A 24995-nucleotide genomic window follows, 5' to 3' on the forward strand; every position below is an offset into this window, starting at 1 on the left:
GAATTCCTCCTAAATTGTCATCCCACCGTCGACCACAATAGTTTGGCCGGTGATGTAGTCATTCTGGGCCAGGAAAACTGCCGTTTGGGCGACCTCTGCCGGTTGGCCCAGCCGTTGCAGTGGAATCTGGCTGATAATTTGCTTTTTGTTGCACTCAGACAAGGCGTTCGTCATATCGCTGGCGATCATTCCCGGCGCGATCGCATTGCAGCGGATCCCCCGGAGAGCCCCTTCGCGCGCCACCGTCTTGGTCAGCCCGATCAGGCCAGCCTTGCTAGCGGCGTAGTTTGCCTGGCCGATGTTGCCGTGCAAGCCGACAACACTGGCCAAGTTGATGATCACGCCGCGCCGTTGCTTGTACATCTTCTTCAAAAGCGCCTTGGTTAACAGAAAGGGTCCCCGCAGGTTAACCGCCAGCAAATCATCAAAGGCGGCCGCTTTCATCCCGATCATCAGCTGGTCCTTGGTGATCCCCGCGTTGTTGACGAGGATGTCGACCTGGCCGTAAAGCTGCCAGGCCTGCTTGGCTAGCTGGGCAACATCGGCGGGTTGCGCCATGTCAGCCGGCAGGTAGTGAAAATCCCCGCCGATCTGCTGGAGTTCTTCGCTAAGAGCAGCTGGCAATTCCTCGTGACGCCCGTTTAAGATCACCCGGCAACCGGCTGCCAGAAAGGCTTTCGCCGTCGCCGCCCCGATTCCCCGGGAACTGCCCGTAATCAAAACAACTTTGTCTGCTAACTCCATGCTTGGTGCTCCTTTACATACTTTTCGTAGTCTTTCAGCTTGCTGATGTGCACGTGAACCGCGTCCGGGGCCACCTGCTTGGCAAAGCGGGTCAAGGTCTTGCCCGGCCCGATCTCCAGAGTGGCGTCGACCCCTTGCTGGTCCATCATGTACTGCAGGTCTTCCCCGAAATGGGTCGGCACTGCTAGCTGGCGTTCCATCACCGGTACCAGGTCATCAGCCGTAAAAGGCGCCACCAGGGTGTTGGAAATCACCGGCACTTTCGGTTCGGCGAAGTGGACCGTCCGCAAGCGTTCGTGCATCTTCTCCCGCGCCTGGTTAAACAAGGGAGTGTGGAAAGCTCCGCTCACCCGCAAAATCACCACCCGCTTGGCCGCCTGCTGGTCCTTGAGCTCTGCGGCTAGTGCTCGAATCTGGTCGCTGACCCCACCGATCACCAATTGCCGGGGCGAATTGTAGTTGGCTACCCAGGCCTGGTCATACTTGGCCAGCAGTTCTTTGACGATTGACAGCTCCGGATCGACCACCGCGACCATCGCACTGGCGACCCGATCAGCATCGTCCTGCATGTATTGTCCCCGGTCGGCCAAGAGCGGCAGTCCTTCCGCAACGGAAAGAGCCCCGCTAGCCATCAACGCGCCATATTCACCCAGTGAGAGGCCAGCCATCGCGGCCACCGGCATCTTCGGCAGGTCCCGCTGCAGCATCCGGTAGATCCCGTAGCTGACGGCAACCAGCGCCGGCTGCACGTTCTTGGTTTTATTCAATTCGCCATGCTCGCTCGCCATGATGGCGGCCAAATCAAGATGACTGTCTTCACTGCCGGCCGAAATTAGCTCTGAAAAAAGGGGATCAGACATAAAATCCAATCCCATTCCTGGCTTTTGCGACCCCTGGCCGCTGAATAAAATTCCTAATTGCATTTACTTAGCGGCATCCTTGGCCTTGAGCTGCTGGTCAACCAGGTCGACCACATCGGCGATCGTCGTGGCGGTTTCGTCACTGTCCAGCTCGATGTCGTACTTGTCTTCCAGCTCGTTCATAATTTCAAAAACGTCAAGACTATCAGCATCAAGGTCATCGTGAATGTTGGCATCCATTGTAATCTTGTCAGCATCCACGTCGAGTTCGTCAACCGTAATCTGCTTTACGTCGTTAAAAATCTGTTCTTTAGTCATTGTTAAACTCCTCTTTCTTAATAAAGCTAGTATTTGAGAATCATCGTGGCGGTAGTCAGGCCGCCGCCAAAACCCGCCAGAGCGATGATGTCGCCGCGGTGGATAATCCCCCGGGCCGCACATTCTGCCAGCAGAATCGCCTCGCTGGCTGCCGAAGTGTTGCCGTATTCGTCGATGTTAAGCGGGAACTTCGCCAGCGGCTGGCCCAATCGTTTGGCCACCTGTTTGATAATGCGGGCGTTGGCCTGGTGTAGTAAAAAGGCACCAATTTGGTCTAAGGTCACGCCGGCCTGCTCCGCAGCTGCCCGAATCGAACGGGGAACTTGGTGCGTGGCAAAGGTGTAGACCCCCCGCCCATCCATCGCAAAGGGTGTTAAGCCCGTCAACGGATGGGGAAAGGCCGTGTTCGCTATAGTATGACCGGCCACAATCTTGTCGCTCAGCTCGCCAAAGGTGTTCAGCTGCTGGGCCAGAACCGTCCCTTGCCGACTCGGTCCCAGCAGGACTCCCCCGGCGCCGTCGCCGAAGAGGACGGCGGTGCTGCGATCATGCCAGTCGACCAGCTTGGATAATACTTCGCTGCCGATCACCATGGCATGCTCATAACCTGGCAGCTGCAACATCCCAGCGGCCACCGTCAAGGCGTAGACAAAGCCAGAACAGGCCGCCGACAGGTCAAAGCAGGCCGCATTGCTTGCTCCGATCTGGCCCTGAACGATCGCTGCCGTCGAAGGGGTGTAGGCATCCGGAGACATGGTTGCCACAATGATTAAATCAAGCTGATCCGCACTCCAACCACTCTGGCGAAGCAATTGCCGTGCCACCCTGCTTGCCAGCACAGACGTGTTTTCTCCCTGGCTGATATGGCGTCGCTTTATGCCGGTCCGTGACCGAATCCATTCATCCGACGTATCCATCAGCCGACTGAGTTGGTCATTTGTGACTACCCGTTGGGGCACCGCCAGCGCTGTTTCTACTATTTGCCAGTTCTTCACAACCCATCGTTCCCTATCGTTAAATGTGTTCATCTAGGAAGTCTTCCAAGTTATGCAAGGCTTTATGAATGACTCCTAGTTCTTCTTTGTTCATACCCTTCAAAAAACTTTTGACCATCATATTGTGGAAAGCGCGGTGGGCCCGGTACAGAACCCGGCCCTTATTGGTCAGGTAGAGGCGGATTACCCGACGATCACCTTCGTCGCGTTTCCGGTAGACATAGCCCTTTCGCGTCAGCCGGTCAGTCATCGTTGTCATGGTGCCCGGCGTCAGATGCAGCTTTTGTGCTACTTGCGACAGGGTCTGGTGGTCATACATTGTAATGGCATCGATGGCATGAAATTCTTTAATCGTCAGGTCACTAAACGTGCTCTTCCGCAACTCCTTTTCTTCCACCCACAAAATGCCATTGTAAACTTTGATTAGTGCGCGATTGATTTTAAGATAGTCATCCGCCATAATGTATTCCCCTTTTTATTTAGTGTTCAAAATTTTTGATATATCAAAATACATTATAGCCGATCCTAATCATTAAATTTTAGCTTTCCGGTCGGCGACGATGAAGACCAGCTCGGCGCTGCAAACTTTCTTGTCGTCAACCGTGGCTACCGCATCAACAATCCCCATCCGGCTGCGCTTTTTTTGCATCTTAATGTGCAGCTTCAAAACGTCGCCGGGCTTGACCATCCGCCGGAACTTTCCCTTGTGAATCGCGCCCAGGTAGGCCGTCTTCTTATAAAATTCCGGGGATTTCAAAATCAGAATCGATGCTGCCTGCGCCAAGGTCTCAATGATCAAGACGCCCGGCATCACGGGATTGCCAGGAAAATGGCCCCGGAAAAACGACTCATTGATGGTGACATTCTTGGTCGCCACAATGCTCTCGCCCGGTTCCATCGAATCGACATAATCGATATAGCAAATGGGATAGCGATTCGGAATTAAGTCCATAACTTCCTGAGCAGTCATTAATGCCAAAGATCACACCAACTTTCTGTTCAAAAGTATTTCGAATATCAAAGTATTCGATGGTCAAAGTATATGCAGAAGTCTTTTGATTGTCAAACTACTTTTTGGCAATTTTGTCTTTTTATGGGGTAAATATTAATAAAATTTTGTAGTACATTTGATTGTTTCGCAATGAGGAACCATTTTACAAAAAATATTGGTGAAAACCTACTATTTTCAGTAGTTTTGAGCACTACTGCTCTTGAGGGTACGAAAAAGGCCCAAACCGTTTTGAATTTTTTCAAAATGGTCTGGACCTTTGATTAGGAGAAATTATTTAGTTTTCTTACAGATTATTCGTGACGCTTCTTAGCTGCCAAGCCGAGCGTTGCCGTTGCCATCACAGCACCGAGACCAGCTAGAGCAAGATCGTTAGAAGTGCTGTTGCCAGTCTGTGGCAGCTGCTTCTGACTCTGGGCGCTCTGAGCAGCCAGGTCGGCATTCAGCTGGGCTTGCAGGGTCTTGGCCTGGTTCAGTTCATCCAGGGCTTGCCGGGCACTCTGCTGGGCAGCGGCGGCATTGCCAGCGGCTAATTGCTGCCGTGCCTCATTTAGCAAGTTCTTGGCATCGCTAATTAAACTGTTGATCTCCATTACCCGAGACTGGTTAATGATGTCGTGAGCTTCCTTGATCAGGGCGTCGATTTCAGCGGTACGGTCTGCGGCAACCGATGATGCAGAGGAAGTTGCACTAGAAACAGCTGATGAGGTCGCACTAGACTGAGCACTTGATGTCGCAGAGCTTTGAGCTGAGCTAGTGGCGCTCGATGCTGCAGAACTTTGAGCCGAGCTAGTGGCACTGGATGCTGCAGAGCTCGTCGCACTGGACTGAGCACTTGATGTCGCAGAGCTTTGAGCTGAGCTAGTGGCGCTGGATGCTGCAGAACTTTGAGCCGAGCTAGTGGCACTCGATGTCGCAGAGCTGCTTGCACTGGACTGAGCACTTGATGTTGCAGAACTCTGAGCTGAGCTCGTCGCGCTAGAAGCTGTGGAAGTTGTTGCGCTCGATGCTGCAGAGCTCGTTGCGCTAGACTGAGCGCTAGATGCCGCAGAGCTTTGAGCCGAGCTAGTGGCGCTTGATGCTGTGGAACTTGTTGCGCTGGACTGAGCACTCGATGTCGCGGAGCTTTGAGCCGAGCTAGTAGCACTGGATGCAGTGGAACTGGTGGCTCCCGAGGTAGCAGAACTAGTTGCCTGCTTAGGAGCAACGTTTAATTTGCTGCTCGTAGTATATGAAGACCCATCCGGAAACGTTAATAGTATCTTTTCGCTGTAATTGCCAACAGTTTTAGCATCATTTTGAACCTTTGCAGGATCCGACCATGCGGCTCGGGTACCCGCCGGAATTTTAATAGATGGGTCGACTGCCAGCATCATAAACTGTGCATTAGCACGTCCCACATGAGTGATCGCAAAGGTCGGATTTTCAATGATCGGATCAGGGACCTGTTCACCAGCCGTAACGTTGGTGTCCTTAATAACAACTTTATCCCCATACTTCTTAGCTTCTGTTTCTTGGGTAGTATCATAAGCAATTTGAGCTCGTTGCTGAGCCTTTTTAGCATTGTCTAATGCTGTTTGTGCCACATTAACTTGTTCTTGAGCCTGATCAACCGCATCCTGTAAAGACTTCGCAGCATTCTTGGCTTTATTCAAAGCAACAGTAGCAGCATTCAACGCCGTCTGTTTTTCCTTAAGATCGCTTTGAGCAGCAGTTAAGTTAGCACTAGCATGCTGCATACTATTATACAGAGCAATTAGCTTGCGCAAAATGGTCTGGTCATCAGCAAGTTGCTTTTGAACAGTTGATAATGTGTCCTTTTTAGAAGCTTCATCCTTTTGGGCTGAGGTTAATTTTTCTTGCTTGTCATTCAAATCGTTAGTCAACTGCGTCAACTTAGTTTGCGCGGTCTTTAATACTTCTTGTGCGTTTTTAACAGCAGCTTCTTTCGTTGCTCGATCAACATTTAGGTTGTCAAGGTTGGCTTGAGCAGTTTCTTCCACTGCCCGGTCAGTTTGGAGAGTCTCCATGGCATTATCTAATACATTTTGAGCAATTCGAACGGCGTTAGTTGCATCATCAGCTGCCACTTTCTTCGCCTGAAGATCTTTTTGGGCATTGTCAAATAGCGTTTGAGCTGATGCTACTGCATCTTTTTTAGTTGCTAAGTTAGTTTGAGCAGCGAAAACATCTGACTGGGCCGCTGTTAATTTATTGTTGGCTGAACTTAACTTGTCGTTTGCATCATTCAGTGCGATTTGTGCACTTGAGAGAGCGCTTTGCGCTGCGTGGTAATTAGCTAAATTATTATCAGCAGTCTGCTTTGTAGCACTGTCTGTCGTCAACTGATCCTGAAGTCTGCTAAGATCATCATTAGCATTATCATAATTGCTTTGCGCGACTTCCATGTTTTTTTTAGCTGTTACCAACATCCTTTGAGCATCTGTATTAGCCGCTTGCTTAATAGTCAAATCATTCTTCGCGCTGTCTAAACTGTCCTTAGCCCTCTTAATAGCTTCTTGTGAAGATGATGAGGATTCGTAAGAGTCGTTAGCAATAATAGACTTCAGCCCGTTAGCCTGCTGTTTTTTAAGCATTTCTGTTTGCTGAGACGAAGTTGCCCTCTGTACTCTTGTCTCAATGTCCCACGGATTAAATTGCATGAAATGAATTAAATGTGCCGGCCAATCAGAAATATGCTGATAGGAAATGCTTGCTCCTAAGTACTCTTGGTTATTAGCACTATTAACAAGGGTGTACATTCCAACCATTGATTCCGCATGTCCCATACTAGATCCCGCGTCATTGATCAGCATGCTGACAATGCTATCAACGATTTCAGCTTTGGCATCCGCCATTGTTTCCGTGCTGGTATAATTTGGAGACATTTTAGTAGCCAAGCTTTCGCCTTGGTCATTGATTCCTCCTGCTTGTTTATCGGCATCTGTTGGAGCTGTTGGATACAAACCATAATCATAATTGGCTTTCTTCAGCGCATAAATGTAGTGACCACTGGTCTCATCTGTACGCGTTGAATATTGCTCACCAACTTCTTGTGCCAGGCCCACAAGGCCCTGAGTAACTACTTCTTTCCCAACAATTCCGCTAACTCCAAGACTATTACGTATTTCATTGATCACCGCTGCAGCAAATTGTGATAGTTCCGTCACTTGTTCTCTGCTTAGATGCATGAGATCAAGTTTTTCATTTTTATCACTAGTGTGAGTGTCGACCCAATTTCCTGTTATTTGTTTAATCGCAGCCTGCGTTTCGTAATAATCGTTTGGATTTTTAACCATTTGCATCGCAGTTTGCCAATTTTCATATGCTGTCTTGGTGATAGCATTAGTGCCAATATCACTGGAATTGAAGTAATGATTATTAGCATCAATATAATTTTTAACCGCTTTAATGAACTCCTGAGTAGCCGTCTTCTGCGCATCTGTAAACGTAAATGTCGGCACTGCCGTAGCATTAGTCAAATTATCATAAGCTACTTGCTGCTGCATCACATTTTCCGAAGCGCTACTGAAAGCTGCACTAGCTGCATCCGCAGATGATTGAGCAACAATTTGAGCAGATTTTGCCTCACTCAGCACAGTAGAAGCCGAAGCTACTTGAGCCTTCTGGGAATTGATTGCTTGATTATCACTAGCAACCATTTCTGAAGCCTCACTAGCACTCTGGGTCAAATCAGCTTCGCTGCCCACTATTGCAGCACTAGCTGAATTATAAGCAATTTGTTTTTCACTTACTTCATGAGAAGCTTGCGCTACATTACTCTGAGCCGCACTAGCTGCTGAATTAGCATTATTAACGGCTGATTGTGCACTTTGCACAGCTGATTTAGCAGTAGTAACGTTGGTTGAAGCATTATTAGCCACTTCTTGTGCAGAATTAACGGCATCACTAGCAGCAGACAAGGCAGATTGTTTACCAGATAAAGCGACTGAGGCATTCGTTACTGCGGATTGATCTGACTGTACTTTAGCTTTCGCATCTGATAAAGCCCGGCTGGCTGATGAAGTATCACTGCCACTCAGAATATTTTGGGCGTTTTCAAGGCTAGATTGGGCAGCACTAACTGCTTTGTTTTGGTTATTAACTGCCACTTGTGCAGACGATACAGTATCAGAAGCACTCTTAACACCCTTTGTAGAAGAATCAACTGCCTGAGAAGCCCTAGTCACATCCGCACTATCGTTAGCAATCTTGACTTTTTGATTCTTAATTTGATTCTGAGTACTAGTCAAATTTTCAGAATTAGCAGAGCCAGCTAATGCCTTAGCAGATAAAACAGCCTTTTGTGCGTCATCATGTGCTTGACTGGCAGTATCATATGCTGATTGGGCAGCACTAACTTTAGTATTTTGACTTTGTGCCGATGACTGCGCATTTGTCAGCGCAGTTTGCGCACTATCCAAGTTAGCCTGGGCACTGGCCGTGTTCTTTTTAGCCGCGTCCAACGCCGCAGAAGCGCTGACCGAGTCAGTCGTCCCCTGACTGTTGGTTGGCGTTGCGGGAGTTTTTTGAGCAGCCGTATTAGCCAACGCCGTTTGCCGTGCTCCTAAGATGGTCATTCCCAGCAAAACTGAGCAGACCCCGATCGACAATTTCCGCAATGACCAACGTTGTTTAGCATTAAACATGCTCTTCATTAAATATTCCTCCAAATAGTTCTTATTCAATCATCATAACCAAGAGACTTGGTTCATCCCCAAGCCCTTTTTAACTAGGCATTCGTCGCCCACGCGTTTACTGCATCAAAGTGGTAAGTCTTGCCATTGATAGTGTGATCGCCCGTCACCGCCCAGGCATTGCTTGGGTCAAAGTAATAGGTATGCCCGTTGATGGTTTGCAAGCCAGACGCAGCTTTACCGTCTTTGGCGAAGTAGTACCAGCGGTTGTTGATCCGCTGCCAGCCCGTCAGTGCCCAGGCATTCGTGTTGTCAAAGTAGTACCAAGCGCCATTGACCTTTTGCCAGCCGGTCTGAGCCCAAGCATTATTGGCGTCGAAGTCATAGACGTGACCGTTGACCGTCTGCAAACCTGAGACGGCCTTCCCGTCTTGACCAAAGTAGTACCAATTCCCGGCACCCGACTTGAACCAGCCAGTGATGGCCCAGGCATTGCTTGGGTCAAAGTAGTACCAAGAATCGTTGACTTTTTGCCAACTGGTCAAAGCCCAAACATTGTTAGCATCAAAATCGTAAACGCGACCGTTGATCGTCTGCAGACCTGAGGCAGCCTTACCGTCTTTTGCAAAGTAATACCAGTGACCATTAATCCACTGCCAACCAGTTAGCGCCCAAGCATTCGTGTTATCGAAGTAATACCATGCGTCATCGACCTTTTGCCAGCCAGTCAAGGCCCAGGCATTATTGGCATCGAAATCATAGACGTGGCCATTGATCGTCTGCAACCCTGACGCAGCTTTGCCATCCTTGCCGAAGTAGTACCAGTTGCCGGCGCCTGACTTGAACCAGCCAGTGATGGCCCAGGCATTGCTTGGGTCAAAGTAATACCAAGAACCATTGACCTTCTGCCAGCCAGTCAGGGCATTGGCATTCGTCTTGGCAAAATCATAGACGTGACCATTAACCGTCTGCAAGTCAGTCAGAGCGTCACCATTATTGTCAAAATAGTACCAGGAACCACGAACTGCCCGCCAAGCATTCTTGACAGTTGCGCCATTCTCAATATATTGCCACTTTCCGTTGGCCGTCTTCCAACCATTCGCAATAGTCGCGGTCCCGCCATTATTGCTGTCACTATTGCTATTAGCAGCAGCTGTCCCATCGCCGTTCACTTGAACAGCATTGGTGGCCAGTTGATTCTTAGCGGCCGTCGTAGCACCAGCATCACTGATGAACTCAAAGTGAATCCGGTTCCGCTTATCAAGCGTCAAAGCCAGGTATTGATTGCCGATGACATTGCCATTCCGGTCCAGAGCAATTGCGTTACCACCGGTTGAAGAATTGACATTATATTCAGGATCGTTCAGCAAAGCCGTCGTGTGACCACCAGCGCCGACACCGCCATTGTAGTCTTCGTACATCATCGCGATGATGGTGCCGTATACTTCCTGCTTCAGCATATCCATGGTGATGTTGCTGATGTAGCCGCCTTGCTTTAATTGAACAGCTTCCAGGCCCTGGCTTGCGCCGCTGATGTTCTCGCCAACCCAAGCGTTGATCCCATAGCTTTTCGCCGCAGCTTCGACTCCCTGCATATTGTGACCATCGCCGCTGTAGTTGTCATAAGCTGAGTGGACGATTGCACTGCCCACTTGCGTAGCATATGGTGACGTCTTCAGATAGCCGGCGCTGACCTTCGTGCCGTTCGGTTGAGCCTGGACCTTTTGCCGGATCTGGTTAATCGTCGCCGCCGCAAAGTTAGTCAACTGCGCTTCTTGAGTGGCCGTTAAATTCTGCGGATCCACAATTTCCTGCTGATCTGCTGAATTAGACTGGTACTTAATGTTGTACTGAACCTGTCAAGCACCCCCATTATGCTGGTACATTTTCACATTTGATACTGGCAAGTTGGCATCCTTAACATTAGCGGCCTTCCCTTCGTAAGAAGCATTGCGGAGTGCTTGTGACTGCGCATCACCAGGCCGGTAGCCATTCAGAGAGTTGGCATAGTTGCTTGGCACCATGGCATTTTGCACGTTTGTCGCTTGTTGACTATTCGTGGCTGCTGATGGTTGAACAGCAACTGCCGTCGTTTGCGCTGGTGAAACAGTCGTAGTGTCAGCAGAAGCCGTCTGACTAGCACCTAGCAATGCCATTCCCAGCAAGACAGAGCATACTCCCACTGACAATTTCCGCAGTGACCAACGTTGTTTAGTATCATTAAGATTATTGACTTTCATCACTTAAACTCCTCCCCAACATTCCTGACAGAATTGGCAGTAGCTACTATCAGCGTTAAATCTGCCAATTACAACAACATTATACAACGTTATTTATAGTTATTTCGGCAATTTTTTAATAATCCCAAAATTGTCGTTGAGGGCTTCTGCATAACCAAAAACGGGATCCGCTGTCAATCACCGAATCCCGTTATGTTTTTTAAGTAGAAACTTAGCCCATCGCCAGCCCCTGGTTAAAGAGGGCCTCGTTGATGTCGTCGCGCTGACTCATCTGGTCGTTGAGCTTAGCCCCGTTGATCTGATGGGTAAAGGAATCGATCCGCTTGTTGGTGTCCCGTAGATCGTAATACTGGGTCACACGGCTGTCGTAATCCTTAAACTGGTCCAGCTTGAATCCCTTTGGATAGTGATCTTCAAAGGCTACCAGGTCGAGCGGCAAGCGCGGCTTCAGCTGCGGCTCCTGGTCCGGATGGCCAAGCTGCAAACCGAGCCATGGCATCGTCATCTTCGGCAGGCCCAGCACCTTGATCAGCTTTACCGGATCATTCTTGATTGAGCCAAGGATCACCCCGCCCAGGCCCATGCTTTCGGCAGCCACCAGGACATTCTGGACTGCCAGGGTTGTATCCTCAACAGCCTGCATAAAGACGTCCATCGTGTGCAAACGCCCGTCGTTATTGCCCAACTGCTGACGGATCTGCTGGTTGCGATAGAGGTCGACGATAAAGATCAGCAGGTCGCCGTTCGCGCCAACATACTTCTGCTTAGCAATATCGCGAATTTGGGCACGGACCTGGGGATCAGTCACGTGCATGATCGAGAATTGTTGGAAAAAGTTGCTCGTCGGCGTCTGACTAGCCACCTGGTAAAGGGTCGTCAGTTCGTCCTTCGTCAACGGTTCATCCTTAAAAGCCCGGATAGTACGGTGGTTGAGTTGCCGATCGATTGTGTCATTGTGAATCATAAAAATCACCCTTCTCAATTTTCTTAACATTTTCATTATAGAATTTCTCACCGCCGAAAGATATACCAATTGCAAATCTTTATTTCACAAGCAAGCCTAGCCGCTCAACGGTTGGCGGCTACAGTGACCGCTTCAGCCGATTTAATTTGCTTGTGCAATTTGATGGGAACGGTTACAATTAAAATTAACAACAGCAGAAAGGGGAAGGTAAACATGGCTTACAAAACTACCAATCCATATACCAATGAAGTTGAACACGAATATCCACAAGCAAGCGACGCCGACATTGAAAAAGCTCTGACTGCGGGTTACGCTCTCTATCTGAAATGGCGCAACGGCGGCGAATTAGAAGAACGCAAACAGATCATCACCCGATTGGGCCAACTGCTCCGCGAAAAGAAGCATGCGATGGCCACCCTGATGACCCATGACATGGGCAAACTGATCGGCGAGGCGGAAGGTGAAGTCGAACTCTGTGCCTCCTTCTGTGACTACTACGTCAAGAAGGCTGACGAATTTCTCGCCCCAACTCCGGTCTACACCACTTCAGGCAACGCCTACGTCCTGCACCAGGCTACTGGTGTGCTGATGGCAGTTGAGCCGTGGAACTTCCCGTTCTACCAAATTGCCCGGGTCTTTATCCCTAACTTCCTGGTCGGTAACCCGATGATTTTGAAGGACGCCTCCAACTGTCCAACCTCGGCCCAGGCTTTCGCCAACTTGGTCAAAGAAGCCGGCGCCCCGGAAGGTAGTCTGACCAATATGTTCATCTCTTACGATCAAGTAGCCGCCGTCATCGCTGACAAGCGCTGCCAGGGCGTCTGCCTGACTGGTTCCGAACGGGGCGGCAAGTCCGTCGCAACCGAAGCGGCCACCAACTTAAAGAAGAACACGATGGAACTCGGTGGCAACGATGCCTTCATCGTCCTGCCAGACGCCGACATCGACAAGCTAGAAAAAGTGATCTTCTTCTCCCGGCTCTATAACGCCGGCCAGGTCTGCACTTCTTCCAAGCGCTTCATCGTTTCTGATAAGCTCTATGATGAATTCCTGAAACGGGCTAAGAAAGTCTTCAGTTCCGTCAAGATGGGCGATCCGATGGACCCAAGCACGACCCTGGCCCCGATGAACTCCAAACGTGCCAAGGAAAAGCTGCAAAAGCAGGTCGACACTGCCGTTGCCAATGGAGCCAAGGTTTACTACGGCAACCAACCTGTCACCGACCAGGAGGGACAATTCTTCATGCCGACAATTCTGACGGACATCAGCCGCGACAACCCGGTCTTCGACCAAGAAATGTTCGGGCCGGTAATGTCGGTTTACAAGTACCATGACGTTGCCGAAGCGATCGACATCGCCAACGACTCCAGTTACGGTCTTGGCAGCACCGTCTTCAGTGAAAACATCCCCGAAGCACGGAAAGTAGCCGCCCAGATTGACACCGGGATGACCTGGATCAACAACGGCTGGGCTTCCCTGCCCGAAATCCCGTTCGGTGGGGTCAAGCATTCCGGTTACGGCCGTGAATTAGCTAAGCAGGGCTTCTTCTCCTTCGTCAATGATCACCTGGTTTACGAAGCCGAAAACTAAGCTGCAAATTAAAAACAAACGGCAATGGACCACTTTGCACGGGTTCATTGCCGTTTTATTTTGGCATTTTTGGCTAATCATTTACTACTGGGCTCCTTGTAGGTCTTCTTTGGTGTGTACCTCTGCCGTCAGCAGGTCACAATAGGGCGTCGCTACCCCATATTTTTTGCCATGAGTCGAAACATAGCCGTTCATGTAGTCGATTTCCGTCCGCCGGTTGTTCTTAACGAGGTCCTGATACATTGACGGATAGTGGGCGCCGATGACATCATAGCTGGCTTCCACATGGTCGACCACTTCAGCGACATCTAAGTTAACCCCTTCCTTGGCACCAACCGCCGCAAATTCTTTGACGATCTTGACCACCATCTCGTGGGCATGTGAGGTCTTACTGTATTCCGTCAAATTACACTCGAAAAGGGTGCATAAAGTATTAAGCGTCCCGTTCACGCATCCCTTGCGGAAAACCGAATAGCGGGGATCGTCGAGCAGCCGCGGTTTCAACCCCGCCGCCTTAAAGACCTTTACTAACTCCTTTGCCTGGCTCCGTTGAGGTTCGCCCGGCTCGACGTTGCTCAATTCACAGGTTCCGTCATCTTCCAGTAAAACATGATCGGGGCGTGTCATTTGGGCAGTCCACATCGTATTTCCCAGGAAAACTCGTTCTTTGGGCAAGTATTTTTCCAGCGTCTTTTCGTGACCGATCCCGTTCATCAAGCATAGTGCTAAGGTATCGTCATCAAAGGCTGGCAGCATATCTCTCACCATCTGTTCCAGCTGCATACTCTTCGTAAAGAAGAGGACCAGGTCAAAATGATGGTCGCGAGGAACTTCCCACTGTCCATAGGCTGGGACTTTCACCGTCACTTCTTGCCCGTCTAGATTAGCTCGCAAGCCATCCTTCTTGAGGGAAGCCACCCGTTCTTGCCAACCATCAACCACTGTCACATTATTGCCAGCCTGCTTTAACTTCAAAGCGAAGCGGGTCCCCATTGCACCAACGCCTGCTACTGCTACTTTCATCTTCAACATCTCCTTAAATTTTTAGGACTTAAATCTAGACGAAAAAAAGCGTCCTTACGTCGCATCACTGCAACTGTAAGAACGCTCACACGCGGTACCATCCTACCTTGGCTAACTGAGTAGCCCACTTCATCACAAACTAACATCTGTGGCCAGGGTAATGGGTGGCAGCCAACCTAAGCTTACTAAATTTCAGCCGGTAACTCCGGAACGATTAACAGCCAATCGCCTTGACTGACTCTCACCACCCGTCAGCTCTCTGCACTTAGTTCTTGGTTATTATTTCCTTCAACGTATTCTCATCTAAATTTAATTATTGGGGGATACTATAAACTGTTCCCGCCTACTTGTCAATCCCGTCAAAAAACTTTTTTGGCGTCCTAAAGCAGAGAAGGATAACAATGAGCGACCCTTATAGCCGATTCAAAATTAAATTTTACTAAGAAAAATGTTGCATTTATGTAATTTTGCTTGTAAAGTAATGACAATCAATTCAACGAACGAAAAACAAACACCGTGAGTAGGAGAGTAGTTTGATCATCGCCTCTGATAGCGAGTCCGGCCAAGTGCAAGCGGACGTGGCAGTGATGAAATGAAAGTAACCTAGGAGTGGTAAGGGCGATCGTTAATGAAAGTCTTTACCGGGTGCGCTCGTTACAGCGCCAACGTATATTTCAGGAAGAGTTGTTATGTACGCGGTGAGGAGTCGCTAGTGATGGCGACTCGAAAAAAGGTGGTAACACGCTGTGGCGTCCTTTAAAGCATTGTGCTTTGAGGGGCGCTTTTTTCGTTCGTTGAATCAAGACCACATTGGAAAGGATCTGTGAACATGGAAAACAAGATGAATCCACGTCGCTTGATGATTATCGCTTCGTTAATTTTTGGGATGCTCTTCGGGGCCGGGAACTTAATTTTTCCCGTTCACCTAGGGCAGTTAGCCGGCAGCCACTGGCTCACCGCGAGTAGTGGCTTCCTAATCTCCGGGGTTCTGATTCCTCTGATGGCACTCCTGGCCATCTCCATTACCTGGTCAAACGGGATCTACGACTTAGCACTGCCTAACGGACGAACTTATGCCCTAATTTTTCTAATCTTGATTCACGCCACCCTGGGATCATTTTTCGCAACTCCCCGGACGGCGACTGTCCCTTACTCCATCGGGATCGCACCACACCTCTCCGCTAGTGCTAACCACATCGGCTTGCTGATTTATTCGGCCTGCTTCTTTGCCCTGACTTACTATTTCTCAACCCGGCAGCAGCGGATCACCACGTTGATCGGCAAGCTGCTCAACCCAGCATTCTTATTGCTGCTCTTCGCAATCTTTTTCCTGGCAATGATTCATCCCCTCGGTGCAGCTTCCGGCACTGCCATCACCGGCGCCTACCAGCATGCCGCCTTCACCAACGGCTTTTTGCAGGGTTACAACACGATGGACGCATTAGCTTCCCTCGCCTTCGGAATCACAGTGATCACCGCCATCCGTCACTTCGGCTTGAAACGCGACCGGACGATCTCATTTGCGGTTGCTAAAAGCGGTATCCTCGGCATGGCCGGCATCACCATTATTTACCTGGCATTGACCTGGTTAGGCGCGACGAGTCTTCACAACTTTGCCCTCTCCGCCAATGGTGGGACGGCTTTGAGTCAAATTGCTCACCATTACATGGGCACGGCGGGTGACGCAATTTTGGCTACCTTAGCAACCATCACTTGCATGACTTCGGCGATGGGTCTCGTCGTTGCGTTCTCCCAAGACTTTCACCGGCGCTTCCCCAAGATTTCTTACAAAGCCTTTCTTCGTTTCAACTGCACCTTATCATTCTTAATTGCTAATCTCGGCCTGAACCAAATCATCGCCTGGTCAACACCGGTTCTAATGTTCCTCTACCCGCTGGCGATCACTTTGATTATCATGAGCATTGCCTCACCCCTCTTCAATCGCGACCCCCTGGTTTTCCGGATCACCACCGTTCTTACCTTGATTCCAGCTTTCTTCGATATGCTCAATGCTAGTCCCGCCATCATCCGCAACACTGGTTTTGCCCAGGCAATGATCTCGCTGGCTAGCAAGTACTTCCCGTTCTTCAGCAATGGTTTTGGCTGGCTGAGTTTCGGCATGGCCGGCATGATCATCGGCCTCGGCATTCATTTTTACCGCCACAACGCGCAAAAAGCTCCTACCAAGCAAACTGCCAGCTCATCTGAAATGGAATAATTAAAACTCCGTCAGACTGCGATTGCCCGGCGGAGTTTGTCCATCTAGATGATATTCAACAAGTGCTGTTTGGGACGTTTGGCTATTAATTTGATTGCTCCCAACTGCTCTAGCTGGGAAATAGCAGCCCGCAGCTTTGTTTTGGGATGGCCATAATCCTTTTTTAATTTTGCTAAAATATCATTGTCTTTAATTCCCAAATCTATCCGGTTAGTAAAGAGTTCGGACTGGGCGAGCACATCCAAAAGATGAAGATACAAATCAGCTGGCAAGAGCAACTGTCCTTGTTTTTCCTGAACCCAGCTTTGATTCAACCAGTGGGCTTTATTCAGTTGAGCCTTTGAGCGCATCATTCGTTCAATAAGATTGCTTTGCTGATCGGTCAGTATTTTTAGTAGCCTTTCGATAAAGAAAGTCAAGTCAGCGCGATTTTCGGCCCGATCAGTTTCTCGAAAAATCTTGTAATACTGTTGAATATTGCTGTGGATCGCAGTTGCCACTGAAAAGCCAGTAAAATGGTCAAATTGGTTCGATAAGTAGGTAGACAATAGGTAACGGCCCATTCTTCCGTTGCCGTCTAAAAATGGGTGGGTATTTTCAAAGAAGAAGTGCGTAACCAATGCCTTGTAAATTGCCGGTGTCTCATCATCGTTCATATAATTAGTTAAGGCGGACAAGGCCGCTTGAATGGCCTCTTCACTCACCGGGGGACGGTGCACCACCTGACTGCCGTTACCAATGGTCAACATTTCACCATTGGGCAATTGATCCCGAAAGAGCTTGCCATTAGGCTGGCGAGACTGATCTATTTCGCCATAAAGTAGCGAATCATAGATCTGCCGCCAATCCGTCAGTGTCGTTATTTGGACTTTCGCGCCCTTTTGCGTTCGCTGGTACATTTTAATGGTTGAGCCGAGCCTGTGCGGTGAAACATAGTCATCATCAGTCCCGTGATTGTTTTCTTGAATGACGGTACTGATTTCGACCTGACTCGTCCGCACCCCCTCAATATCATTGGTGTAGAAGATCTCCGACAAAAGCAGCGAATTTGAAAATTGATCTATCGCTACTTTGGGCAAAGTAGCAACAATTTGTTTAATTTGATTTGAATTGCGCCGCAGCTGATCCGCTAAATTCTGAATCCTCGGTAACGGGAGGAAAAAAATAGGGTATTGACTCGTCTGAACCCTATTTTGAAAACTCAAAAGTGGAAACAACGATGTCTTTTGGACCGTATAACTGTTGATTCGCGCTTGGTATTCATCCTCCACCTTCGAAGGATCGCCCGTTTGGCCAGTAATAAAGTACTTGTATCTCAATAATGGCAGATAGTTCATCGGGATCACGCTCCTCTTAATAGCAAAATCACTGTTTTCGTGATAATCGTCATCATATTTTAACATAATAACCCCCGAAAATAGTTTTTCGGGGGTTATTATTTGCAGCTATCCATTTTTAAGGCCTGAAAAATTAATTTTGAGAATTATTACCAAAAACTCCGTCAGGCTGCGATTGCCCGGCGGAGTTTTGATGTACACCTTATAAAGGAGGAGATGTTTTTAGATTGTTTACTTGTTGTTCAGCTTCCGAACGGCCGTGGTCAAACCGGTCAAGTTCAGCGCTTGGATGTACTGCCGGATTGGCCGCTTGATTGATTCAACGACGAAGCCGTGAACATCAATGTTATTGTCTTCCAGGTTCTTCGTCATCTTGGCAATTTCTTTCTGAACATCTGGGTTATTAAAGGCATAGTGACCACCAAGGTGGAGGATTTCGCCCTTCAGCTTGTCACTCTTCAGCACGTCTTCAACACTCAGGTTGACGTCGTCGCCTTCCATCCACTTGCGCCAACGTTCGGTCCGGACAGCACGGTCAACCAGAACTGGCTTCAGGTTGGACGGGTCATCAACTAAGCCGTCTTCGTGCAGACGCTGTTCAACGTTGTAGAGGGTGACGTAGGCTTCTGTTTCAGCGGTTCCGTATTGTGGAGCAACGTTGGAAGCCGTGATGTTAGCTGGATTGTGGAGCAACAGCTGGTAGTCAGTCATGTAGTCGGCGTTGTGTTCCTTCAGACCAACACCATACTTCTTAGCCATCGTCGTCAGTTTGAGGGTGTTCTTCAGGTTCCAGTGACCCACTTGTTCGCCCAGCCGGGTCAGGGTCCCGGTTTGTCCAACGATGAAGGTTGGCATTGGCAGGTTGTTTTCATCCAGCTTGGCCTTCAGTTTTTGAATGAAGGTTTCGTAACGTTCCGTCGTGGTCAGGCCACCATTTGTCTCTTCGGTCCCCACTTCGTAGCCAATTTCGGGCATCCCCAGCTTCTTACGCTGTTCTTCACAGTATTGAATCAGATCAAAGGTCCACTTCAGGTTCTTGTCCATGTCGATGACCTTACCCATTTCGTACGGGTTCTTGGTCGGGTCGATCATCAATAAGTCAAAACCGCACTTGATGTCTTCAAGGTATGATTCCTTCGCCTTTTCCATGGCTTCGTCAACCGGCAGGTGAGCATTCCGTTCCTCGTCACGTTGCCATGGGCCACCGTGGTCCCGGCAAACATAATAGAGGCCCTTGAAGTTAGCCTTGTCAGCGGCTGCCTTGAGGTCACGAACGAAGGTCTTTTGGTTCCAGCCGTTGACGTAACCACCGCCGAGGTCATCTTTGTCGACCTGGTTCCGGCTCGCAATAAACAGCAACGGGAAGTCATAGTCGCGTCCCAGTTCAAAGGTGGCTTGGAGCAGGTTTGGTGACATTGGTCCAATGCCAATCAGGGTTGAGTGACGTCCCTGTTCCTGAAGTTTCAACATGCTGGTAACGGTTTGCTTAATTGATAAATCATTCGTTTCAGTCATAATTCTTACTCTCTTTCTTTCCAATCTGTTTTTATAATTCAAATTTAATTACAACTTTTAAACCGATCGGCACTCCGCTTAACCGACCATCGACTGGAGTTTCTTCACCAGGGCATCTGAATTAGCAATCATCTGCGTAGTGCTTAATTTGACAGCTTTCTTCCCTTTAAAACGATCCAGCCCTGAAAGGTCCGTATCCGTAGACAAAACCACAAAGTCAGCGTCCTTAATATCATCAGCAGTCAATGTGTTCTCAGTCCCACCAGATCCTTGCGTCTCAATTTTGACGTCGACACCAGCCTTTTTACATGCCGTTTCAACTGCTTCAGCAGCCATGTAAGTGTGAGCTACCCCACTCGGGCAAGAAGTAATACCGACAATTTTCATGAGATCATCTCCCGAAATCATTAATTCAAATTGCATTTACATCGTTTCAATATCAAGGTTTAAGTCGTCGCTGCTATCGTTAGACTGCTTTTCAGGAACATAGTCCTTCTTGATGAAGCCAAGGATGACAGCCGTTACTAAGGAACCTAACAAAACAGCTACAACGTACCAAAGACGTCCACCGACAACTGGCAAGGTGATAAGTCCACCCCAAGGAGCATGACTCACAACGCCCATAAAGGCAGCAAATGCACCAGCAACACAGGAGCCAATCGTGTTAGCCGGAATAACCCGTAGTGGGTCGGCTGTCGCAAACGGGATCGCACCTTCCGTAATCCCACAGCAGCCCATTAGAATGGCAGCGATACCACTATCACGTTCTTCCGGTGAGAATTTCTTCCGGAAAAGCAGCGTGGCAATGCCTAAGCCAATTGGTGGTGTAGCAACTGCAGGACCCATGATTCCCATCAAGAATGGCAGGGTATTAACCTGGGTTTGCGCAAAAGTACATGCGACCTTGTTGATTGGACCACCCATGTCGACCCCGATCATGGCACCCATAATCGCGCCAAGCGGTGCCCGGGCCATACCGCCCATCGTCTTTAATGTATGCGTCATCCAAGTCATGAATGAAGCAACCGGGGTTCCGATAACAAACAGGATGATACATGCCGGAATTAAAGTTCCCAGTAATGGGTAGAGGAAAATACTACCTAACACTTTGTAGTGCTCAGAAATCGGTATTTTCTTTAGCAACATCACTGTCCAGCCGGCAAACAGGCCACCAAGAATGCCACCAATAAATCCCGTATGAATTTGTACCGCCAAGTAGGCTGTAATGAAGCCCGGGCCAATCCCAGCCCGGCCAACCATGCTATAAGCAAGGTAGCCACCCAAGGCTGGAATAAACAGTGCCAAACCAGCGCTACCGATTAAACTAATCTGATAAATCCAACCATCAGAAGGTTTCGGAGCGGCTGCTTGACCAGTCATCATAACTGAAACGGCGTAAATCACCCCACCAGCAACAACAAAGGGAATCATATAGCCAGTAGCTGTCATCAAATGTTTCTGAACAACAGCCCAAACTCCATTGCCTTTTTTCTTCTTAGCCATTGTTTTCACCTCTCAACATGTGTTGATCCATCATCTCAACAACTTCATCTGCCGAAGCAGTTGCTAACTTCTCTCTGAAGTCATCATGAATTAACATCCGCGACAAATTAGCCAGGATCTTCAAATGAAGGTTACCTCGCGCTTCCCGCGGCACCGCGATCATAAAGATCAATTGCACTTGGTTGTCATCGCTCCACACGATTGGTTGCCGTAATCTGCCAACCACCACCGTTGAATGAGTTACATATTGGCTCTGTGAATGCGGCAAGCCGATACCATGACCGATATAGGTGGCCATTTCATCTTCGCGGCGGTAAATATCTTCCTTGAATTTCTTTGGATCGGTAATGTACGACTTCTCAGCCAATGCCGCGATCATTTGTGTCAACGCCTCGTCCTTGGTATTGGCATCAATATCAAAGACCGGTAAAATGCTGACTAGCTTAGTAGCCTTTGCTTCATCTATCACTCTCATCACTTCTTTTCTTTCATCAATTTACTAATCTCTTCTCGGTTTCCCTCATTCGCCATTTGCAAAACGCTATGACGACCTAAGCTGGCAAAAAAATGCTCACATTGTTTTTGAGCAGCGGGCGGAATCGGCTGCGGTAAAATGGTTAAAATTAACCGCTCGATAGAATGATGGTCCTCATCCCAGTCAGTTACCGGTTCTGCCAACTTTATAAAGATGATCATTGCTTTGTTAATATTGATCGAACAAACGTGGGGGATTGCCAAGTGCGGTGCAACGACCGTCGAACCAAGCCTCTCTCGTTCGTTAGCTTCGGTTACAAATCGTTGGACATCTTGAATCGCTTGCTCACGCTGTAAATCCTGTCCGATTGCTTGAAGAAGGATTTCGCGATCACCAGCATGATAGTGTTCCCACCAAATTTTCTTTTCCATGAAGAAACCTTTCTTCCCAAATATTCAGGAAATTCTTCATCGATAGTCAAGAAGAGCAAGTGCTGCAGCAACCCTCAAGGGGTTATCAATTGTTGTTCCTTCTCAACTACAACTTTATTGTATTGGAACTTTACAATAGCGCTTACAGCCAAATGGCCATTGCAATTGCCATTTTCTCGCTAATTGATACCGTGGATCTGATTGATGACCGTTCCCAACCGTTCCTGGTCCTTATTTGTAAATAGGGCGCTGACGACCAGCTCATGAACAGTATCCAAAGCAGGTAACTTTAGTGTGGAGACAATCAATTGGATGTCATGGCGCTCCTGTAGCACCTTAAGGACCTTATCAGCAGAAGTTGTTTGGACGATGTTCAACATTGGAAAGCGATTGCTGATCTTAGTTTTCAGTAATTGGGCTGTCCCCAATCCCGTCGTGCAAACGACAAGGGTATTAATGTTGTGATGAACTTGCTCAATTGCCTGGGCAAAATAGACGGTAATAAAACCCACCTCATCCTCGTTGATGGGGCGCAGGTGAAAGCGCCGGCTGGCCTGGTTAGTGGCCAGCTGAACCGTACTGAATAACTCGGGATACTCCAGCTTGACCTGGTTCAACAAGGCATTTTTGATCTTGATGTTGTGAGAAAGACGGTTCAGCATCGGCCGAATGTGCTTCACCAACATCCCATTCAGTGCCTTTTTGTCGATGTTCTCAATCCGTTCATCGGCCGATACAGTATCAATCAAAAAGCGCGTTACTTGCTTATCCAATGGCGAAGCAGAATCATCCTCCAGCATCGTGACCACCTGCTGATTTTCCAGACGCGAAGCGCTCAAATACTGGTAAAGGTTATAGGCTTCGGACATGGGAATTTGAGTTTGCAGGTATTTGCTGATGTTAGCGATCACCTGTTGAAGCACTTTGATAATTTTTGGATACAAGTGCTCCAGGACCTCCTGGTTGACATTCTGGTGCGCCACTAAGGTGCCCACCTGGTGATAGCGTTCCACCAAGATATAGAGGTGCGAAAAGAGGTTGACGTCATAGGGATAGGGAATGCTCGAAGCCAGTTTTTCCTCGATGTAGTTGATCTGCCGCGTAATAAAAGAAGCATCGGACTGGTGAATATGTTCGTTGCTCTTTAAGAAATGGCTGATGCTGATATCATCATCACTAATCATCAAATCGTTAATGACTGTCCGAATGTCTTGTTCGTCACCAGTGATCCATAAATAATCATTGCGACGGTTTAGTTTCAGGCCGTACTGCCCAATCATCTGCCGAATGATGCGAATATCGCTGGAAATCACCGATTCACTAAGGTAAAATTTGCCAAAAATATCGTTCAGTGCGTGTTTTTCGGGTGCCGTAACTAGCAGCTGCCGCAAAATATGTGACCGGCGTTCGACTGAAGTGAACTCACCAACGTGTTGTTGTCGCGATCGGTTTAGCTCTGGATGTTGAGCCAGATAAGCCGCATAATTCAGTGAATAACCCAACCCGCGTTGTGATTGGATTAATTGCTGCTCCTCATTTTGAGCATTGATGTGTTTAATTATGCGATAAACGGTTTTAGGAGATACGTGGATTGCCGAAGCGATCTCCTTTGCCGAAGAGTAACCGCGTTTGTTAACTAAATAGTTGAGCAAGCGCGCTTGGTTTGATTCGTGAGCCATTCTGTCACCTCCTCAGTTCTATGATATTAAAGGATTAATGGTAGCGCTTCCTTATAAGTGGCCATTGTAACGGCCAAAATGGCAAACCAATCAAACCGTGTCGACCAAGACCGCGCTAAAGAACCGGCGTACAAACCAACCTCACGCCATAACCATTAACAACTGTCACCTCGCCAATAATCGCTAAAAAAAATAAGCCTAAGCTGTTCCGCGCTCCGTTCTCTGAAGCACAGTCAGCTTAGGCTTTTAGCTTTTCTATCAAAAAAGCTCCCCTGTAAGGGAGCTTTGCTTATTTCATTATTAGAAGGTCAGCAAGGACTTGATCGTCTTCCGCTGGTCCATGTCCGCGTAGGCCTGGGCAACATCATCAAACTTGTATGACTTCGTGAAGACCTTGCCAGGGTTGATCTCGCCATCGAGAACCGCCTTCAGCAGAACGCCCTTGTCATAAGTCGTCACAGCTGCCGTCCCGCCGGCGATGCTGGTGTTGTTGGCCCAGGAAACTCCCAGGTCAAACTGCTCATCGTGGGGTACACCAACCCGTCCGATGGTGGCCCCTGGCCGAACCATCTGCAGAGCCTGCTCCATCGGTTGCCGGGCCCCAACACACTCCAGAGCCGCATCGACACCATCGCCATGGGTCAATGCCATGACCTTTTTGACAGCGTCATCCCCGCGTTCTTCAACAATGTCGGTTGCTCCGAATTCACGCCCCAGCTGTGCCCGGTCTTCGTGGTGACTCAGCAAAATGATCTGCTTAGCACCACGCAGCTTGACCGCAATGACAGCACAGAGACCCACGGCACCATCACCGATCACTGCAACCGTGTCCCCCTGCTGGACGTTAGCCGTCCGGGCAGCATGGTAGCCAGTCGGCATCACGTCCGATAAGGTCTGCAAGGATGCCAACATCCCATCGCTGTAGTCTTCTGGCTGACCTGGCACCTTAACCAGGGCCCACTGAGCGTGCTGGTAGCGAACGTATTCGGCCTGGCAGTCACTAGACCAAATATCTTGATAGGACTGGCAGTTACCATCAAAACCAGCCCGGCAGGCAGCACAATGCCCGCAGCCATGGGTAAATGGGGCGATGACAAAGTCACCCTTCTTTACCGTCGTGATGACACTCCCGGTTTCTTCAACGATCCCGATACACTCGTGCCCACTATTATCACTGGATGAAGAGTCGATACCCCGGTAGAACCAGAGGTCAGACCCGCAAACGCTGGCCCGCACCAGTTTCAAAATGACATCGTCGTCTTTCTGCAAGGTCGGCTTGTCGACATCGCGAATCTCAATATCACCCTTTTTAACAAGGAAAGCTTTCTTCATGTCCATTGCCTCCTATATCGGTCATCAGTTAACTCAACTTGTTTCATTATAGAAGAAAAGGAGTCACAATGTGAAATGCCTAAAACAGATCCGCAGCCATAACTCTCATGCATGACCCCCGCCGC

At 48.8% G+C, this 24995-nt stretch carries 21 protein-coding genes; 2 read left to right on the plus strand and 19 right to left on the minus strand.

Features of this window, described 5'->3' with window-relative positions:
* Positions 1 to 9: 9 nt before the first annotated feature.
* The 10 genes from QOR82_RS02725 to QOR82_RS02770 form a co-directional block, all read right to left on the minus strand.
* Entirely contained in the window at positions 10 to 744 is a 735-nt protein-coding gene (locus QOR82_RS02725; protein WP_283583236.1) for a 3-oxoacyl-ACP reductase family protein, read from the minus strand.
* Positions 735 to 1667, minus strand: a complete 933-nt coding sequence (locus QOR82_RS02730) for an ACP S-malonyltransferase (protein WP_283583237.1) — start codon at positions 1665 to 1667, stop codon at positions 735 to 737. Before QOR82_RS02730 ends, QOR82_RS02725 begins: the two co-directional genes overlap by 10 nt.
* A complete protein-coding gene (locus tag QOR82_RS02735) occupies positions 1668 to 1922 on the minus strand; it encodes an acyl carrier protein (protein ID WP_283583238.1) in 255 nt (84 codons plus the stop codon).
* Between the two features lie 26 nt (positions 1923 to 1948).
* Entirely contained in the window at positions 1949 to 2917 is a 969-nt protein-coding gene (locus QOR82_RS02740; RefSeq protein ID WP_408612906.1) for a beta-ketoacyl-ACP synthase III, read from the minus strand.
* A 19-nt stretch (positions 2918 to 2936) separates the two neighbouring features.
* Positions 2937 to 3377, minus strand: coding sequence for a MarR family winged helix-turn-helix transcriptional regulator (locus QOR82_RS02745; protein WP_283583240.1), 441 nt, complete (start codon positions 3375 to 3377; stop codon positions 2937 to 2939).
* Between the two features lie 72 nt (positions 3378 to 3449).
* Positions 3450 to 3896 (minus strand): 3-hydroxyacyl-ACP dehydratase FabZ, encoded by a 447-nt coding sequence (fabZ, locus tag QOR82_RS02750; RefSeq protein ID WP_283583241.1) that lies wholly within the window; start codon positions 3894 to 3896, stop codon positions 3450 to 3452.
* 323 nt (positions 3897 to 4219) lie between these two features.
* Positions 4220 to 8584 (minus strand): SEC10/PgrA surface exclusion domain-containing protein, encoded by a 4365-nt coding sequence (locus QOR82_RS02755; RefSeq protein WP_283583242.1) that lies wholly within the window; start codon positions 8582 to 8584, stop codon positions 4220 to 4222.
* Between the two features lie 74 nt (positions 8585 to 8658).
* On the minus strand, positions 8659 to 10407 hold the full coding sequence (locus QOR82_RS02760; protein WP_283583273.1) for an SEC10/PgrA surface exclusion domain-containing protein: 1749 nt from the start codon (positions 10405 to 10407) through the stop codon (positions 8659 to 8661).
* 15 nt (positions 10408 to 10422) lie between these two features.
* On the minus strand, positions 10423 to 10803 hold the full coding sequence (locus QOR82_RS02765) for a YSIRK-type signal peptide-containing protein (protein ID WP_283583274.1): 381 nt from the start codon (positions 10801 to 10803) through the stop codon (positions 10423 to 10425).
* Between the two features lie 211 nt (positions 10804 to 11014).
* On the minus strand, positions 11015 to 11767 hold the full coding sequence (locus QOR82_RS02770) for an NADPH-dependent oxidoreductase (RefSeq protein WP_283583243.1): 753 nt from the start codon (positions 11765 to 11767) through the stop codon (positions 11015 to 11017).
* Positions 11768 to 11980: 213 nt separating this feature from the next.
* Here QOR82_RS02770 and QOR82_RS02775 point away from each other — a divergent pair, with 213 nt between their 5' ends.
* Positions 11981 to 13357: an NAD-dependent succinate-semialdehyde dehydrogenase gene (locus QOR82_RS02775; RefSeq protein WP_283583244.1), complete on the plus strand. Its 1377-nt coding sequence runs from the start codon at positions 11981 to 11983 to the stop codon at positions 13355 to 13357.
* 84 nt (positions 13358 to 13441) lie between these two features.
* Here the strand turns inward: QOR82_RS02775 and QOR82_RS02780 are convergent, their stop codons facing one another.
* On the minus strand, positions 13442 to 14380 hold the full coding sequence (locus QOR82_RS02780; protein ID WP_283583245.1) for a 2-dehydropantoate 2-reductase: 939 nt from the start codon (positions 14378 to 14380) through the stop codon (positions 13442 to 13444).
* Positions 14381 to 15209: 829 nt separating this feature from the next.
* Here QOR82_RS02780 and brnQ point away from each other — a divergent pair.
* Positions 15210 to 16598, plus strand: coding sequence for a branched-chain amino acid transport system II carrier protein (brnQ, locus tag QOR82_RS02785; RefSeq protein ID WP_283583246.1), 1389 nt, complete (start codon positions 15210 to 15212; stop codon positions 16596 to 16598).
* A gap of 44 nt (positions 16599 to 16642) precedes the next feature.
* Here brnQ and QOR82_RS02790 read toward each other — a convergent pair whose 3' ends face one another.
* The 8 genes from QOR82_RS02790 to QOR82_RS02825 all read right to left on the minus strand — a co-directional run bounded on the left by QOR82_RS02790 (position 16643) and on the right by QOR82_RS02825 (position 24870).
* Complete coding sequence (locus tag QOR82_RS02790) at positions 16643 to 18001, minus strand: Fic family protein (RefSeq protein WP_283583247.1); 1359 nt, start codon at positions 17999 to 18001, stop codon at positions 16643 to 16645.
* 165 nt (positions 18002 to 18166) lie between these two features.
* A complete protein-coding gene (locus QOR82_RS02795; RefSeq protein ID WP_283583248.1) occupies positions 18167 to 19450 on the minus strand; it encodes a class II D-tagatose-bisphosphate aldolase non-catalytic subunit in 1284 nt (427 codons plus the stop codon).
* Between the two features lie 78 nt (positions 19451 to 19528).
* Entirely contained in the window at positions 19529 to 19837 is a 309-nt protein-coding gene (locus QOR82_RS02800; protein WP_283583249.1) for a PTS fructose transporter subunit IIB, read from the minus strand.
* Between the two features lie 36 nt (positions 19838 to 19873).
* A complete protein-coding gene (locus tag QOR82_RS02805; protein ID WP_283583250.1) occupies positions 19874 to 20953 on the minus strand; it encodes a fructose-specific PTS transporter subunit EIIC in 1080 nt (359 codons plus the stop codon).
* Entirely contained in the window at positions 20946 to 21422 is a 477-nt protein-coding gene (locus QOR82_RS02810; protein WP_283583251.1) for a PTS sugar transporter subunit IIA, read from the minus strand. The genes QOR82_RS02805 and QOR82_RS02810 overlap by 8 nt, the downstream gene beginning before the upstream one ends.
* Before the next feature lie 5 nt (positions 21423 to 21427).
* Entirely contained in the window at positions 21428 to 21859 is a 432-nt protein-coding gene (locus QOR82_RS02815) for a PTS sugar transporter subunit IIA (protein WP_283583252.1), read from the minus strand.
* A 179-nt stretch (positions 21860 to 22038) separates the two neighbouring features.
* On the minus strand, positions 22039 to 23538 hold the full coding sequence (locus QOR82_RS02820) for a BglG family transcription antiterminator (RefSeq protein WP_283583253.1): 1500 nt from the start codon (positions 23536 to 23538) through the stop codon (positions 22039 to 22041).
* A gap of 300 nt (positions 23539 to 23838) precedes the next feature.
* Positions 23839 to 24870: a zinc-binding dehydrogenase gene (locus tag QOR82_RS02825; protein ID WP_283583254.1), complete on the minus strand. Its 1032-nt coding sequence runs from the start codon at positions 24868 to 24870 to the stop codon at positions 23839 to 23841.
* Positions 24871 to 24995 lie beyond the last annotated feature (125 nt).

Source organism: Limosilactobacillus difficilis, assembly GCF_947387495.1.
GTDB lineage: Bacteria > Bacillota > Bacilli > Lactobacillales > Lactobacillaceae > Limosilactobacillus > Limosilactobacillus difficilis.

Bases quoted from the DNA above. Each gene is read 5' to 3' on its own strand.
- QOR82_RS02725 (WP_283583236.1), bottom strand. From the start codon at position 744: ATGGAGTTAGCAGACAAAGTTGTTTTGATTACGGGCAGTTCCCGGGGA.
- QOR82_RS02730 (WP_283583237.1), bottom strand. From the start codon at position 1,667: ATGCAATTAGGAATTTTATTCAGCGGCCAGGGGTCGCAAAAGCCAGGA.
- QOR82_RS02735 (WP_283583238.1), bottom strand. From the start codon at position 1,922: ATGACTAAAGAACAGATTTTTAACGACGTAAAGCAGATTACGGTTGAC.
- QOR82_RS02745 (WP_283583240.1), bottom strand. From the start codon at position 3,377: ATGGCGGATGACTATCTTAAAATCAATCGCGCACTAATCAAAGTTTAC.
- QOR82_RS02755 (WP_283583242.1), bottom strand. From the start codon at position 8,584: ATGAAGAGCATGTTTAATGCTAAACAACGTTGGTCATTGCGGAAATTG.
- QOR82_RS02765 (WP_283583274.1), bottom strand. From the start codon at position 10,803: ATGAAAGTCAATAATCTTAATGATACTAAACAACGTTGGTCACTGCGG.
- QOR82_RS02770 (WP_283583243.1), bottom strand. From the start codon at position 11,767: ATGATTCACAATGACACAATCGATCGGCAACTCAACCACCGTACTATC.
- QOR82_RS02775 (WP_283583244.1), top strand. From the start codon at position 11,981: ATGGCTTACAAAACTACCAATCCATATACCAATGAAGTTGAACACGAA.
- QOR82_RS02780 (WP_283583245.1), bottom strand. From the start codon at position 14,380: ATGAAAGTAGCAGTAGCAGGCGTTGGTGCAATGGGGACCCGCTTCGCT.
- brnQ (WP_283583246.1), top strand. From the start codon at position 15,210: ATGGAAAACAAGATGAATCCACGTCGCTTGATGATTATCGCTTCGTTA.
- QOR82_RS02790 (WP_283583247.1), bottom strand. From the start codon at position 18,001: ATGTTAAAATATGATGACGATTATCACGAAAACAGTGATTTTGCTATT.
- QOR82_RS02795 (WP_283583248.1), bottom strand. From the start codon at position 19,450: ATGACTGAAACGAATGATTTATCAATTAAGCAAACCGTTACCAGCATG.
- QOR82_RS02800 (WP_283583249.1), bottom strand. From the start codon at position 19,837: ATGAAAATTGTCGGTATTACTTCTTGCCCGAGTGGGGTAGCTCACACT.
- QOR82_RS02805 (WP_283583250.1), bottom strand. From the start codon at position 20,953: ATGGCTAAGAAGAAAAAAGGCAATGGAGTTTGGGCTGTTGTTCAGAAA.
- QOR82_RS02815 (WP_283583252.1), bottom strand. From the start codon at position 21,859: ATGGAAAAGAAAATTTGGTGGGAACACTATCATGCTGGTGATCGCGAA.
- QOR82_RS02820 (WP_283583253.1), bottom strand. From the start codon at position 23,538: ATGGCTCACGAATCAAACCAAGCGCGCTTGCTCAACTATTTAGTTAAC.
- QOR82_RS02825 (WP_283583254.1), bottom strand. From the start codon at position 24,870: ATGAAGAAAGCTTTCCTTGTTAAAAAGGGTGATATTGAGATTCGCGAT.